Raw genomic sequence first — 12,698 nt, 5'->3', positions numbered from 1 at the left:
CGGGGCATGGTGAGGTTTGCACCAATCCATGCTGTCGCATCGGTAACCGGGATGGCGTTGCGCTGGTTGAACGTCCTTGCCTTGGAAAGCGATGGCGTGGTGGCTGTTATGACAAGCCGGCACTATGGGGTGTAGGAGCACATGTTCCGAGCGCGTTTTCACATCCCGGACAATCTGAGCACTTCCGTCCCATCGCCCCCTGATCCCGGCGGGGCGCCGACCTTAACCTCTTGATCCCTGCGGATTTTGCACAAAACTCCCTATAAAGGGACAATTTTCCTATACCCTCTCCGCGAAACAGCCCCACCCCCTTGCGGAGCCACCCCATGCCCCTCGACAGCCGTACCCTGACCCCCAACGCTCTTGGCGACCGTTTCCCCTGCTGGGCCGAGGAACCGCCGGTGCCGTCCGAAGGCTCGCTGGTTCCCGGTTCGCAGTTTCATGAGGAGCAATGGGTCATGGCCGCCGGCATGCTGGCCCGTGGCAGCAGCTTTCTCAGCGTCTCCCGCGCCATGGGTTGCAGCCGGACGACTCTCTGGCGCGCCTATTACGGATCGAAGGACTTCCGTCACAGGGTGTGGTGGGAACGGCAGGCGCTGAACCGCGAGGCCGAACTCCGGCTCTCCTCTCTCCGCGCCCTGGTGGCGGAGCAGATCGAACGGCTGGTCTCGGCCGGCGATCCGTCGACCGTCCGCTGGCTGGCCGACCGGCTCGGTCTTCTCGACGGTCTCGGAGCCCCCTCTGCCCAACAGGCGGCCCAACAGCCGCAAACCCGGCAGCCGGCCGACTTCGCCGCCCCGCAGCGGTCGGAAGACCCGTCTGTCGAGATCGTCCCCGAACTGGACGATGACGACGACATCCCCGGCGCGATCCGTGAGCGCACCCCGCCCGATCCGCGCGCCGTCGCCGCCATCCTGGCCCGCCCGGAATCGACCGGGCCGAAGGGCGTCTATCCCTGGACGCTCAACCCCGACGATCCCTATCCCAACCTCGGCTCGGTGCAGGAGCGTCGGGGCGGAAAGGCCGCCTTCGGCCGTCTGTGAGGCATGCGGGCCAGCGGACATGGAACAGCAGCCGGAAACCGTTCCACGCTGTTCCATCCCCCCAAAGGCCCCCAAGCGGTAAGGATCGGCGGAGTCTCCCCCGCCGATCCCGTCACCCTCAGCCCTGCTTGGCCTTCAGCGCCGCCAGACGGTCGGACAGGCTGGTCGGCGCGGTCTTGCCCGACGCGGCGGCGAGCGCGGCGGCGATGTTGGGGTCTTCCTTCTCAGGGGCCGACGGGCGCAGCAGCTTGGCCTTGGCGTTGGCGGCCTCCGCCGCGGCCAGATCCTTGGCGGCGGTGTCCTGCATCGCCTTCAGCGCGACGGTCAGGCCGCTGGTCGCGCCGGCGAGGCCGGCGGCCTGACGGGCGGCTTCGGCCTGACGTTCGGCCATGGCGCGCTGCTGGTCGGCGCGGCCCATGTCGCGCTGGGCGCGGGTCAGTTCGGCGCGGGCGGCCTTCAGCTTGGCGCCGGCGTCGGCATAGTTCTTTTCCAGCATCTCCAGGAACTCGCGCGCCTCGACCGCATCGCGGACCTCGCGGTCGATCTCCGGAGCCATCTCCTCCAGCATGGCGACGACGGTCTCCAGGCTCTTCTCCAGGCCGGCCTTGCGGGTCGGGTCGGTCTCGGCCTCGATCTGGCGCTGCAGATGCTCGGCGGCGGCCATGCGCTGGTTCGACAGCGCCTTGATCTCGTCGGCCTCGCGCTGCTCGCGGTCATGGATGGCGCGGGCCTCCGCCACCTGCCGGCCAAGCTGGTCCAGATGCTGCTCCATGGTCCGCAGCTCCGCCTCGGTCGCGGACTTCGGATCCCAGCGCACCAGCGCCTCCATGGCGCCCTGGACGGCCTGGTCGGTCTTGACACCCATAAGGTTGCGGATGAAGGCAAGCATGGCTGATTCCTGTCGAAGGAGGGTTGTTGGAGGCGCCCCCCGCACCGGGGCGACGGACGCTTCGCCTGCACAGATGGGGAGGGGGCGATCCCGGAACCAGACCCCATCCTTACCTCTCGGGGGAGAGCTGTCTCCCCTTTATCCCGCCATGGCGGCGGCGTTGATCAGCGCCACCCCCAGCTGGACCCCGACCAGCGCCGCGGCCGACGCGACGTTGCCCGATTCGATCTGGCCGCGCAGGTCGCGGATCAGCAGGGTCGCCACGGCGAAGGCGACCAGTTGCAGGATCAGCGCCACCACGCCCCACAGCAGGATGTCCAGCACGAAGGCGCTGGTCGCCAGCGTCGCCGCCAGCGGGATGGCCAGCGCCACGATGGACCCGGCCAGCGTCAGGCCGCCGGCGGCATTGCCTTCCGCCACCAGCCGGCGCTCGTCGAAGGGGGTGATGCGGGTGTAGACGGCGACGCCCGCCACCAGCAGCGCCAGCGCGGTGGCGAGCTGGACCAGCAGCACCGGAAGGCCGGTGCCGAGCGCGGTCAGGATGGAACCGAAGGTGCTTTCCATGGGGCCGGCACTCTTGTCGTGTGGGTTAGGACAGGGAGAGGGAAGCGGGGTTCACGTCGATGCCGGCGGCGATCTCGACCGACGCGCGGCCGGACCGCTCCACCGCCTCCACCAGGATATATTCGGTGGCGGGCGCCGGGGACGCGGCGTTGGTCGGCGCGCCGTACAGCATCGACTGGCTGGTCACCGTCTCGGTCCCGCGCAGGGTCTGGCGCGCCTCGCTGAGGGTGAAGGGCTGGATCCGGCTGGCCCCCGGCTGCCAGACGCGGGGATAGAGCTTGCCGTCCTTGGTCTGGAATTCCGGCCAGCCGATCATCCCCTCCGCATCGTCCAGCCAGAACCCCCACTCGCCCTCGTCGGATGGGGTGACGCTGTCGATGGGCGTGAAATAGCGGCACTCGTCCGGCTGCCCGTCGGGGCCGAGGTGGATCTGGAAGAAGCCGCCCCCCGGCAGATGCAGGCGATAGACGGTCGCCGGGCCGGAGGTGACTGTGCCGACCGCCTCGATCGACACCAGCCGGTCGGTGCCGGTGTCCGGCGCCTTGACCTTGGTGGCGCCCTCCGCCAGCAGGAAGGGGGTGGGGTCGATGGTGACGGTCATGCCCAGCCGGAACAGCGACGGGCTGTAGGCCTTGCCGCTGAGCTTCTGGTTGACGTAATTGCCGAGCGTTCCGAACAGGGGCACGTCCGATCCTCCCTTGGATACAGGGCTGTTGGCGACTGGACCCGATTTTGGCGGCGACTCCATCCGGCGCCGCGCCCGCCACAGCAGGAACAGCACCGCGATGCCGAGCAGCAGGAAGCCCCACCACCAGAAGCCGTGCCCGCCGGATCCGCCACCGACATCGCCTGGGGCCTGCGCCGCGCTGGCGCTGTCCACCGAACTGGACGAGTCGGCGCGGGCCAGTTCCGCCGGCACGTCGGGCGGCAGCTGACCGGCCTCGCGCGGGGTTCCGGCCTGGGCGGCCATCTGCTGGTCGAGCTGGTCCAGCTTGGCGCGCAGTTCCGCATTGTCGCTGGCCAGCCGGTCGGCCTCCTGCCGCCACTCGCGATAGCCGGGGTCTTCGGCATTGTTGTGGAAGAAGGCGGCATGTCCCGGCCGGGTCAGCGTGTCGAGCATGAACCACAGGAACAGCCCGTCCCAGATGCCGAAGCGGCGGGGGGCGCTGTAGGCGTAGGGCGGCGGGCTCCAGCCGTAGCCGCCATAGCGGTTGGCCGGCGCCGGCCGTGTCGACGGGGTGCGGTAGGAGGAGCCGCCCGATCCCCAGCCCCACCCCCAGCCCGAGCCGCTGGACCCGCTGCTGCGGCCTTGGGTCGAGGCGGCGGGCGGCGGCGCGCCCGGCTGGGCCGGCGGCGTGCGGTCGTTCTCCTGCCGGGTGCGGTAGCGGTTCAGCGCATCCGCCGAACCCTGCTGGCTGAAGGTCCGGTCACCGGCCGAGCTGGGCGGCGCGGCGACCGGCGGGGCGCTGTTGCCCGGCCGGGCATAGCCGCCGCTGGAACTGGACGGCCCGCCGGAGAACCAGCCGCCGCCGCTTCCGGTGGAAGGCGTTCGCGGCGCGGACGGGCGGGAATAGCCGCCGCTGCCGCCGCCGATGGACGGGGTACGGGACGGTCGCGAATAACCGCCGGACGACCGGCTTCTGGAGCCGGCGCGGGCTTCGGCCTCTCCCGGCGCCAGGGTGATGGCTGCAACGGTGGCGGCGATGGCAAGCGGAGCGGGGGCAACAGGAGCGGTAAGGATCGCGCCGACGGGGACCGACAGCGGCTGCACCGTCATCAGAAGGGCGACGGCGGCGGCGCGCCACCGTTTCGTCCAGCGGTCCTGACGCCGGGTGGGCCTTTGGGGCTTCTCGGTTTGCGTCATCTTCCTCTCGCGCGTCATCCGGAGCCGGTTCAACCGGCCCTTCCGGCGATTCGTTGCGCGAGCCTAGGCAGATACGCCGCCGTGCTCAAGGATAACCGTCGTGGTCGGCTCTTATGGTGCCCGTCAGGAGACGGCGGTCACCGTCCGCTTGTCCCGTTCCGGTTCCGGCTGCGGCGGGCGCAGGGTCGGCGGGCCGCCGGCGGCGGTGACGAGACGGTCGCTCGCGGCCTCCAGCCGCTCCTCCAGGTCGCGCATCGCCTCGGCGCGCGGCGTTCCGGGCATGATCGGCGGCAGGAACTCCACCACCACCGTGCCGGGATACTTCAGGAAGCTGTGGCGCGGCCAATAGAGCCCGGCATTCAGCGCCATCGGCACGATGGGAATGCCCAGGCTGTCGTACAGCACGCCGACGCCGATGCGGTAGGGCCGGTAGGTGCCCGGCGCGACGCGGGTGCCCTGCGGGAAGATCACGATCGGGCGACCCTCGTCCCGCACCGGGCGGGAGTTGCGGATCAGCGACTTGATCGCCGCCCCGCCGGCGCCGCGGTCGACCGGGATCATCTTCGCCTTGGCGGCGTACCAACCCCAGATCGGGATCCACATCAGCTCGCGCTTCAGGATGATCGCGGGATCCTTCACCAGCAGGTGGAGCTTCATCGTCTCCCAGGCCGACTGGTGCTTGGCCGCCAGCAGGAAGGGACCGTCGGGCAGGTTCTCGCGCCCGCGCACCTCGTAGCGGATGCCGACGAGCGTGCGCTCAAGCCAGCCGACCGTGCGCAGATACCACACCACGACCGCCACCATCTGCGGCCGCGGCAGCAGCAGCATCCACAGCAGGGCGAAGCACATCAGCGCGGTCCAGAGATGGAACGCGATGTTGAAGGCGAGGGACCGGATCCAGATCATGGCCGGCAACTTGTCAGGTCTTCGCCGACTTCTCAAGTATTCCGCGTGGTCCGGGACATCTTCGAAGGTTGCGGGGCGGGGTGGACTCCGCCCCCCGCCGGGTGCATTGTCCCCGGCGCGGAGGGGTTGACGAGCTGTGGTGGGACCGTGATTCGTTTCGAGAATGTCGGCTTGCGGTACGGCACCGAGGCGGAGGTGCTGCGCGACATCAGCTTTACCCTTCAGCCCGGATCCTTCCATTTCCTGACCGGCGCCAGCGGCGCGGGCAAATCGTCGCTGCTGAAGCTGATGTATCTCGCCCACCGGCCCTCGCGCGGGCTGGTCACCCTGTTCGGCCGTGACATGGCGATGGTGACCCGCCGCGACCTGCCGGAACTCCGCCGCCAGATCGGCGTGGTGTTCCAGGATTTCGCTCTGCTCGACCATCTGTCGGCACTGGACAATGTCGCGCTGCCGCTGCGCATGGCCGGCACGCCGGAAGCCGACGTGGTCGCCCATTGCAGCGAGATCCTGCGCTGGGTGGGGCTGGGCAACCACCTGCACGCCAAGCCGTCGACCCTGTCGGGCGGGCAGAAGCAGCGGGTCGCCATCGCCCGGTCGGTGATCAACCGGCCGCGGCTGCTGCTGGCCGACGAGCCCACCGGCAACGTCGACGACGGCATCGGCATGCGGCTGCTCTATCTGTTCGAGGAACTGTACAAGCTGGGGACCACCGTGGTGATCGCCACCCACAACGAGGCGCTGATCCGCCGTTTCGACCATCCGCGCCTGCATCTCGACAATGGCCGGCTGATGGTCGTTCCCTCGCGCGGCAGCCGGGCGAATGAGGGCCGGGCGCAGGACGCGCGGGCCAACGATGCAAGGTGGGAGTAGCGGCATGGCGCTTCGTCCCGTGCGTCCCCGTTCCGACCTGCCGCTGGCGGTCGATCCGTCCTCGCGCTTTCTCGGCTGGATCACCGCGCTGATGGCCTTCCTGGCGGCGCTGGCGCTGGCCGGCGCCATGCTGGTGTCGGACATGGCGCAACGCTGGGACAACGGGCTGGCCGGCGGCCTGACCGTGCAGGTGGCGCCGATGCCGGGCGCTCCCGTGGCGCCGCTGGACGAGCGGGCGGAGGCGGCGTTGACCGTGCTGCGCTCCACCCCCGGGATCGGGTCCGCCACCCTGCTGAGCGGCGGCGAGATCGCCCGGCTGCTGGAGCCCTGGCTGGGATCGGGGGCTTCGGACCCGCTGCTGCCGATGCCAAGGATGATCGATGTCGTCGCCGACGGGCCGGTCGACATTGCGGGGCTGCGCCTGCGCCTGACCTCCGCAGCACCGGGGGCGACGCTGGACGACCATGCGGTTTGGCTGGCCGACCTGCGCTCATTCGCCGGGGCGATCCGGCTGGCGGCGGTTGGCGTGTTGCTGCTGATCGGTGCGGCGGCGGTGATGACGGTGGTCTTCGCCGTGCGCACAGGCCTTGCCATCCACCGGCCGGTGGTGGAACTGCTGCACCTGATGGGAGCCACCGACTGCTACGTCTCCCGCCAGTTCGAACGGCATGTGGTGTCCTTGAGCCTGCGCGGCGGCGGGATCGGTCTGCTGCTGGCCGGCGGCACCATGTATGGGCTGCACCGCGCATCCCAGGGATTGCGGGCCAGCCTGCTGCCGGATCTGGCGCTGGAGCCCTGGCAATGGGTGGTTCTGCTGCTGGTGCCGGCTGCGTTGGCCCTGCTGGCGCTGGCGACCGCGCGCTGGACCGTGCTGCGCACGCTGGAGTCGATGCCGTGACGGGGGTGCGATGAGCCTCATCCACCGACAGCGCGGCAGCGGGGTGATGGCGCGGGCGGTCGGACATCTGTTCACCGGCGCGCTGGTGCTGGCGGTCGCCTGGCTGGCCGGTCTGTTCTGGTATGCGGCCGACGTGCCGCGCTCGCCCCCCACCGGCGCCGATGCCGAACGGCGGACCGACGCCATCGTCGTGCTGACCGGCGGCAGCAACCGGCTGGTCACCGGGCTGGAACTGCTGGCCGCCGGGCGGGCGAAGAAGTTGTTTGTGTCCGGCGTCTATGACGGGGTGGAGGTGCAGGAGTTGCTGAAGCTCTCCCGCCATTCCCCGACCGAGATGGAATGCTGCATCACGCTGGGCTATTCCGCCGACAGCACCATCGGCAACGCCTATGAGACCGCGGATTGGATGCGCGACCAGGGGTTCCGGTCGCTGCGGCTGGTGACCGCCAACTACCACATGCGCCGCAGCATGCTGGAACTGTCGATGGCGATGCCCGACCTGGAACTGGTCCCCCATCCCGTCGTCGCTCCCACCGTCCATCTCGACGATTGGTGGATGTGGCCCGGCACCGCCAACCTGCTCGTCAATGAATACAACAAGCTGCTGGTGGTGGGCCTGCGCTGGATGGTGCGCAGCCTGTTCCGGGACTGACCAGGGAAATCGGAGTGGTGCGCCCTAAAAGCGAATGAGAATGACTTGCAATTGGCGGCGGGCGAAGGTAGGGTTCGGTTCAGGGTTCACGCCCGGACACCGCCGACCGCAACGTCCGTCCAGCAAGAAAGACACGCCATGCACGACAGCGCCGTCTCCGCTCCCGCCTCCTTCATCGCCGCGTCCCTGCCGGTGGTCGAATCCGCCCGCCTGATGTCGGGCAGCCGCGAGATCGTGATCCAGCACGCCGGGCAGAGCTACCGCCTGCGCGTGACCCGCGCCAATAAACTGATTCTGACCAAATAAAAGACCTTCAACGAACCTTCCGGGAAGACGTCACCGAGAATGGGCGCCGGCCGCATGGTCCGGCGCCCATTTTCTTTTTTGTGATGACGTTTCACGCCCGGCCTTGTACCTCATAGCCGGCATCTTCGATGGCTTGGCGGATGACGGATTCATCAGCTTTGCCTTCAACGGAAACCTGGCCGGCCTTCAGGTCGACCAGCGCACGGTCCACCGCGGGAACGGCTTCCACGGCCTTGGTCACGGTCTGGGCGCAGTGGCCGCAGGTCATTCCGGATACCTTCAGTGTCAGCATTGGTCTTCTCCCTTGATCGCGTGTGATGCTTGATTGGGACAGGCTGCGCCTTCCAGCGACTGGAAGGTCAAGCGGCATTCCATAGGCCCGCTCAACCGCTTGTCGGCGAGATCGTCCCACCCTTCCGGCGCCGTCTAAAAAATGAGACGAAATCTCCAACTGGAGACCGACGGCAGAGCGCTTGTCTCGAATCTGAGATGTAGGTTCGGGCACCGTTTTTGTGTGCAGCGCAAAAAGTCCGATGCGTCAAAGGTTTCGCCTGCGACGATCGAACCGTCTGCTACTGGCATGACCCTTGCTGATACCGATGCATGCACCCGTGACCGGGTTCACCACGAGAGGCTGCGGCGGCTGTCTCCGCCGCAATGCCCGGAACCGACATCCCTGACGTCGGCCATCCGAAAAGAACAATCGAGGGAGCATCGTCCAAATGAGTTTCCTGATCTGCTTGGGAGCGCTCGCGTTCCTCATGCTGGTCGCCTACCGGGGCTTCAGCGTCATCCTCTTCGCGCCGGTGGCGGCGCTGGCGGCGGTGCTGCTGACCGATCCGTCCGCCGTGCCGCCGGTCTTCACCGGCCTGTTCATGGACAAGATGGTCGGCTTCGTGAGGCTGTACTTCCCGGTCTTCCTGCTGGGGGCGGTGTTCGGCAAGGTGATCGAACTGTCCGGCTTCTCCAAGTCGATCGTCTCCGCCGTCATCAAGCTGGTCGGGCGCGAGCGTGCGGTGACCTCCATCGTCCTGGTCTGTCTGCTGCTCACCTATGGCGGCGTGTCGCTGTTCGTCGTGGTTTTCGCCGTCTATCCCTTCGCGGCGGAGATGTTCCGGCAGGGCGACATTCCCAAGCGCCTGATCCCAGGCGTGATCGCGCTGGGCGCTTTCACCGTCACCATGGATGCGCTGCCGGGCACGCCGCAGATCCAGAACATCATCCCGACCACTTTCTTCAAGACCGACGCCTATGCCGCTCCCTGGCTGGGCCTGATCGGCTCGGTTTTCATCCTGACGCTGGGCCTGCTCTATCTGGAATGGCGGGTGCGCTCCGCCATCGCGCGCGGTGAGGGGTATGGCAACGGCCACACCAACGAGCCGGAGCCGGTGGCTTCCGAGCTGCTGCCGAATCCGATCCTGGCGCTGTCGCCGCTGGTCGCCGTTGGCGTGCTGAACAAGCTGTTCACCATGGCGATTCCCGGCATTTACGGCACCACCAGCGAGGTGGCGCTGACCCCCGGCGCCAAGCCGCTGGTGACGCAGGTCTCCGCCGTCGCCGGCATCTGGGCGGTGGAAGGGGCGTTGCTCTGCGGCATCCTGCTGGTGCTGGCCTTCGCCTGGAAGCCGGTGTCCCAGCGCTTCGCCGAGGGCACGAAGGCCGCCATCGGCGGGTCGCTGCTGGCCTCGATGAACACGGCGTCGGAATACGGCTTCGGTGCGGTCATCGCGGCGCTGCCGGGCTTCCTGGTGATCCGCGATGCGCTGTCCGCCATCCCCAACCCGCTGGTGAACGAGGCGGTGACGGTCACCGCGCTCGCCGGCATCACCGGGTCGGCGTCCGGCGGCATGAGCATCGCCCTGGCGGCGATGGCCGACCAGTTCATCACCGCCGCCAACGCCGCCGGCATCCCGATGGAGGTGCTGCACCGCGTCGCCTCGATGGCCAGCGGCGGCATGGACACCTTGCCGCACAACGGTGCCGTCATCACCTTGCTGGGCGTCACCGGGCTGACGCACCGGCAGTCCTATGGCGACATCTTCGCCGTCACCTGCATCAAGACGCTGGCGGTCTTCTTCGTGATCGCCGTCTACTACCTGACCGGGATCGTCTGATCATGAAGAACAAGCTCATATCCCTGGAAGAGGCCGTTGCACGCATTCCCGACGGCGCTTCCCTGCTGATCGGCGGCTTCATGGCCGTCGGCGGCCCCAACCGCCTGGTGGACGAACTGATCCGCCAGGGCAAGCGCGACCTGACCATCATCGCCAACGACACCGCCCGGCCCAACAACGGCCTGGGCAAGCTGGTGGTGGAGAAGCTGGTGCGCCGTGTCGTCACCAGTCACATCGGCCTGAACCCCGAGACGCAGAAGCAGATGATCGCCGGCGACATCGAGGTGGAACTGGTGCCGCAGGGTACGCTGGCCGAGCGCATCCGTGCCGGCGGCGTCGGGCTGGGCGGCGTGCTGACCCCCACCGGCGTCGGCACCACGGTGGAGGAGGGCAAGCGCAAGGTCGAGATCGACGGCGTGACCTATCTGCTGGAAATGCCGATCAAGGCCGACTTCGCGCTGGTCGCCGCCAAGCAGGCCGACCTGTACGGCAACCTGACCTACGCGCTGACGGCGCGCAACTTCAACCCGCTGATGGCGATGGCTGGCGCCACCGTCATCGCCGAGGCCGAAGACATCCTGCCCGTCGGCTGCATCCCGCCAGATGCGGTGATGACGCCGTCGGTGCTGGTCGACCACATCGTCACCTCCAAGCCGCGCTGATCGGGGAGTATCGAGCCATGGATGAAAAGACCCTGATCGCCAAGCGTGTCGCGCTGGAGCTGAAGGACGGTGACCTCGTCAACCTGGGCATCGGCCTGCCGACTCTCGTCGCCCGCTATGTCCCGGCCGGACGCCACGTGTTCTTCCAGTCGGAGAACGGGATCGTCGGCATGTCCGGCCCGATCACCGGAGCGGAGAATCACGACCTGACCGATGCCGGCGGCTCGCCCATCTCAGCCCTGCCGGGGGCGGCGTCCTTCGACAGCGCCCTCTCCTTCGGGCTGATCCGCGGCGGCCATCTGGACGTCACCGTGCTGGGCGGCCTGCAGGTGGACCGCGAGGGGCGGCTCGCCAACTGGATGGTGCCGGGCAAGATGGTGCCGGGCATGGGCGGGGCGATGGATCTGGTCACCGGCGCCCGCCGGGTGATCGTCGCCATGCAGCACAGCGCCAAGGGCGAGGCCAAGATCGTCGGGCGTTGCGGCCTGCCGCTGACCTCGGTCCGCCGCGTCGATCTGGTGGTGACCGACCTCGCCGTCATCGAGCCGACCGATGCCGGCCTCGTCTTGAAGGAAACCGCCCCCGGTGTCACGGTGGAGCAGGTGATCGCCAACACCGGGTGCGAACTGATCATCGCCCCGGACCTCCGTTCCATGCCGATCGAAGGATAAAGAAGAATGACCAATCTGAAGGGGAAGGCCGCACTCGTTACTGGGTCCACCAGCGGGATCGGCCTTGGGATCGCACGGCAGCTTGCGGGGCAGGGCGCCGACCTGATGCTGAACGGCTTCGGCGATGCCGGCTATATCGCCGAGTTGTGCCGGTCGCTGTCGACGGAATTCGGCGTGCGCGTCGCCCACAACGGCGCCGACATGTCGAAGCCCGAGGAGATCGAGGCGATGGTCGCCGCCACCGAGGAGGCCTATGGCCGGCTGGACGTGCTGGTCAACAATGCCGGCATCCAGCATGTGGCGCCGGTCGACGCCTTCCCGGTGGAACGATGGGACGCGGTGATCGCCATCAACCTGTCGGCCGTCTTCCATGGCACCCGCGCGGCGTTGCCGGGCATGAAGACGCGGGGCTGGGGCCGGGTCATCAACATCGCGTCGGTGCATGGGCTGGTGGCGTCGGTCAACAAGTCGGCCTACGTCGCCGCCAAGCACGGCGTGATCGGCCTGACCAAGGTGACGGCACTGGAACTGGCGGAGACCAACATCACCTGCAACGCCATTTGCCCAGGCTGGGTGCTGACCCCGCTGGTGCAGAAGCAGATCGACGCGCTGGCTGCCTCCCGCAACCTGTCGGTGGAGGACGCCGGGCGCGAACTGCTGAGCGAGAAGCAGCCGTCCAAGTCCTTCGTCACGCCGGAACAGCTGGGCGAACTGGCGGTGTTCCTGTGCTCGGAGGCCGCCGGCAACATGCGTGGTGCGGCCCTGACGATGGACGGCGGCTGGACCGCCCAATAAGATTGGCGCCGTGACGCATTGGGGGCGGGTCGACAGGCCTGTCCCCATGAGTCCCGGGTTTTTCAGGTGTCAGGTGTCAGCTGTCGCTGGTGATGGGGACGAGGTCGAAGGGCGTCGCGATGAAAGGGCGGCCCCGGCCGTGACCGGCACGCGCATGGCCGCGTTCGGTCGCCGCCTGCCGGAAATAGCCGACCACGAACACGCGCAGGGCGTTGGCAAGCGACACGCCCGCCTGGGAAGAACGGCGGCCCTGCTGCTCCATGCGATCACGGACGTCGTAGCAGAGGTCGTCCACCGTCAGATCCTCCCGACGGCAGATTTCTTCGAGCCCTTCCCAATATGACGGCTCCAATCGGATCGTTACATCGCGCCCGGACAATTTGAGCGTGCGGGAAGTCAGTGAAGCGACGCCCGTGAATTGATCGACGCTGGATTTCCTGTTCCCTTCGCTCGACATGCTC

At 68.1% G+C, this 12,698-nt stretch carries 15 protein-coding genes; 9 read left to right on the top strand and 6 right to left on the bottom strand.

Annotated features, from left to right (window positions below; translation table 11 throughout):
- Positions 1-326 precede the first annotated feature (326 nt).
- Positions 327-1,043 (top strand): hypothetical protein, encoded by a 717-nt coding sequence (locus B9N97_RS32430; RefSeq protein WP_085091956.1) that lies wholly within the window; start codon positions 327-329, stop codon positions 1,041-1,043.
- 118 nt (positions 1,044-1,161) lie between these two features.
- Here the strand turns inward: B9N97_RS32430 and B9N97_RS32425 are convergent, their stop codons facing one another.
- From B9N97_RS32425 to B9N97_RS32410, 4 genes are all read right to left on the bottom strand, one after another.
- Positions 1,162-1,932: a hypothetical protein gene (locus B9N97_RS32425; protein ID WP_085091955.1), complete on the bottom strand. Its 771-nt coding sequence runs from the start codon at positions 1,930-1,932 to the stop codon at positions 1,162-1,164.
- Positions 1,933-2,070: 138 nt separating this feature from the next.
- Complete coding sequence (locus B9N97_RS32420; RefSeq protein ID WP_085091954.1) at positions 2,071-2,496, bottom strand: DUF350 domain-containing protein; 426 nt, start codon at positions 2,494-2,496, stop codon at positions 2,071-2,073.
- A gap of 25 nt (positions 2,497-2,521) precedes the next feature.
- Positions 2,522-4,360 (bottom strand): DUF2491 family protein, encoded by a 1,839-nt coding sequence (locus B9N97_RS32415; RefSeq protein ID WP_244561048.1) that lies wholly within the window; start codon positions 4,358-4,360, stop codon positions 2,522-2,524.
- A 123-nt stretch (positions 4,361-4,483) separates the two neighbouring features.
- Entirely contained in the window at positions 4,484-5,266 is a 783-nt protein-coding gene (locus B9N97_RS32410) for a lysophospholipid acyltransferase family protein (RefSeq protein ID WP_085091952.1), read from the bottom strand.
- A 147-nt stretch (positions 5,267-5,413) separates the two neighbouring features.
- Here B9N97_RS32410 and ftsE point away from each other — a divergent pair, with 147 nt between their 5' ends.
- The 4 genes from ftsE to hemP all read left to right on the top strand — a co-directional run bounded on the left by ftsE (position 5,414) and on the right by hemP (position 7,995).
- Complete coding sequence (gene ftsE, locus B9N97_RS32405; RefSeq protein WP_085091951.1) at positions 5,414-6,139, top strand: cell division ATP-binding protein FtsE; 726 nt, start codon at positions 5,414-5,416, stop codon at positions 6,137-6,139.
- 4 nt (positions 6,140-6,143) lie between these two features.
- On the top strand, positions 6,144-7,037 hold the full coding sequence (locus B9N97_RS32400; RefSeq protein WP_085091950.1) for a cell division protein FtsX: 894 nt from the start codon (positions 6,144-6,146) through the stop codon (positions 7,035-7,037).
- Between the two features lie 10 nt (positions 7,038-7,047).
- On the top strand, positions 7,048-7,689 hold the full coding sequence (locus B9N97_RS32395) for a YdcF family protein (protein ID WP_085091949.1): 642 nt from the start codon (positions 7,048-7,050) through the stop codon (positions 7,687-7,689).
- Between the two features lie 138 nt (positions 7,690-7,827).
- A complete protein-coding gene (hemP, locus tag B9N97_RS32390; RefSeq protein ID WP_085091948.1) occupies positions 7,828-7,995 on the top strand; it encodes a hemin uptake protein HemP in 168 nt (55 codons plus the stop codon).
- A 91-nt stretch (positions 7,996-8,086) separates the two neighbouring features.
- Here hemP and B9N97_RS32385 read toward each other — a convergent pair whose 3' ends face one another.
- Complete coding sequence (locus tag B9N97_RS32385) at positions 8,087-8,287, bottom strand: heavy-metal-associated domain-containing protein (protein WP_085091947.1); 201 nt, start codon at positions 8,285-8,287, stop codon at positions 8,087-8,089.
- Positions 8,288-8,717: 430 nt separating this feature from the next.
- Here B9N97_RS32385 and B9N97_RS32380 point away from each other — a divergent pair, with 430 nt between their 5' ends.
- The 4 genes from B9N97_RS32380 to B9N97_RS32365 are packed head-to-tail and all read left to right on the top strand — an operon-like array spanning position 8,718 to position 12,237.
- On the top strand, positions 8,718-10,109 hold the full coding sequence (locus tag B9N97_RS32380; protein ID WP_085091946.1) for a GntP family permease: 1,392 nt from the start codon (positions 8,718-8,720) through the stop codon (positions 10,107-10,109).
- Positions 10,110-10,111: 2 nt separating this feature from the next.
- Positions 10,112-10,771: a CoA transferase subunit A gene (locus tag B9N97_RS32375; protein ID WP_085091945.1), complete on the top strand. Its 660-nt coding sequence runs from the start codon at positions 10,112-10,114 to the stop codon at positions 10,769-10,771.
- A 17-nt stretch (positions 10,772-10,788) separates the two neighbouring features.
- Positions 10,789-11,442, top strand: a complete 654-nt coding sequence (locus B9N97_RS32370; protein WP_085091944.1) for a 3-oxoacid CoA-transferase subunit B — start codon at positions 10,789-10,791, stop codon at positions 11,440-11,442.
- Positions 11,443-11,448: 6 nt separating this feature from the next.
- The gene (locus B9N97_RS32365; RefSeq protein WP_085091943.1) at positions 11,449-12,237 is read left to right on the top strand and encodes a 3-hydroxybutyrate dehydrogenase; all 789 of its coding nucleotides are present in this window, start codon (positions 11,449-11,451) and stop codon (positions 12,235-12,237) included.
- Between the two features lie 76 nt (positions 12,238-12,313).
- Here B9N97_RS32365 and B9N97_RS32360 read toward each other — a convergent pair whose 3' ends face one another.
- A complete protein-coding gene (locus tag B9N97_RS32360; RefSeq protein ID WP_085091942.1) occupies positions 12,314-12,694 on the bottom strand; it encodes a ribbon-helix-helix domain-containing protein in 381 nt (126 codons plus the stop codon).
- Positions 12,695-12,698: the final 4 nt, after the last annotated feature.

Source organism: Azospirillum oryzae (genome assembly GCF_900177515.1).
GTDB classification, from domain to species: Bacteria; Pseudomonadota; Alphaproteobacteria; order Azospirillales; family Azospirillaceae; genus Azospirillum; species Azospirillum oryzae_A.
Note: the sequence above shows the minus strand (reverse complement) of the source record. Positions and strands in the feature narration are given on the sequence as shown.

Bases quoted from the DNA above. Each gene is read 5' to 3' on its own strand.
- B9N97_RS32430 (WP_085091956.1), top strand. From the start codon at position 327: ATGCCCCTCGACAGCCGTACCCTGACCCCCAACGCTCTTGGCGACCGT.
- B9N97_RS32425 (WP_085091955.1), bottom strand. From the start codon at position 1,932: ATGCTTGCCTTCATCCGCAACCTTATGGGTGTCAAGACCGACCAGGCC.
- B9N97_RS32420 (WP_085091954.1), bottom strand. From the start codon at position 2,496: ATGGAAAGCACCTTCGGTTCCATCCTGACCGCGCTCGGCACCGGCCTT.
- B9N97_RS32415 (WP_244561048.1), bottom strand. From the start codon at position 4,360: ATGACGCAAACCGAGAAGCCCCAAAGGCCCACCCGGCGTCAGGACCGC.
- B9N97_RS32410 (WP_085091952.1), bottom strand. From the start codon at position 5,266: ATGATCTGGATCCGGTCCCTCGCCTTCAACATCGCGTTCCATCTCTGG.
- B9N97_RS32400 (WP_085091950.1), top strand. From the start codon at position 6,144: ATGGCGCTTCGTCCCGTGCGTCCCCGTTCCGACCTGCCGCTGGCGGTC.
- B9N97_RS32395 (WP_085091949.1), top strand. From the start codon at position 7,048: ATGAGCCTCATCCACCGACAGCGCGGCAGCGGGGTGATGGCGCGGGCG.
- hemP (WP_085091948.1), top strand. From the start codon at position 7,828: ATGCACGACAGCGCCGTCTCCGCTCCCGCCTCCTTCATCGCCGCGTCC.
- B9N97_RS32385 (WP_085091947.1), bottom strand. From the start codon at position 8,287: ATGCTGACACTGAAGGTATCCGGAATGACCTGCGGCCACTGCGCCCAG.
- B9N97_RS32380 (WP_085091946.1), top strand. From the start codon at position 8,718: ATGAGTTTCCTGATCTGCTTGGGAGCGCTCGCGTTCCTCATGCTGGTC.
- B9N97_RS32375 (WP_085091945.1), top strand. From the start codon at position 10,112: ATGAAGAACAAGCTCATATCCCTGGAAGAGGCCGTTGCACGCATTCCC.
- B9N97_RS32370 (WP_085091944.1), top strand. From the start codon at position 10,789: ATGGATGAAAAGACCCTGATCGCCAAGCGTGTCGCGCTGGAGCTGAAG.
- B9N97_RS32365 (WP_085091943.1), top strand. From the start codon at position 11,449: ATGACCAATCTGAAGGGGAAGGCCGCACTCGTTACTGGGTCCACCAGC.
- B9N97_RS32360 (WP_085091942.1), bottom strand. From the start codon at position 12,694: ATGTCGAGCGAAGGGAACAGGAAATCCAGCGTCGATCAATTCACGGGC.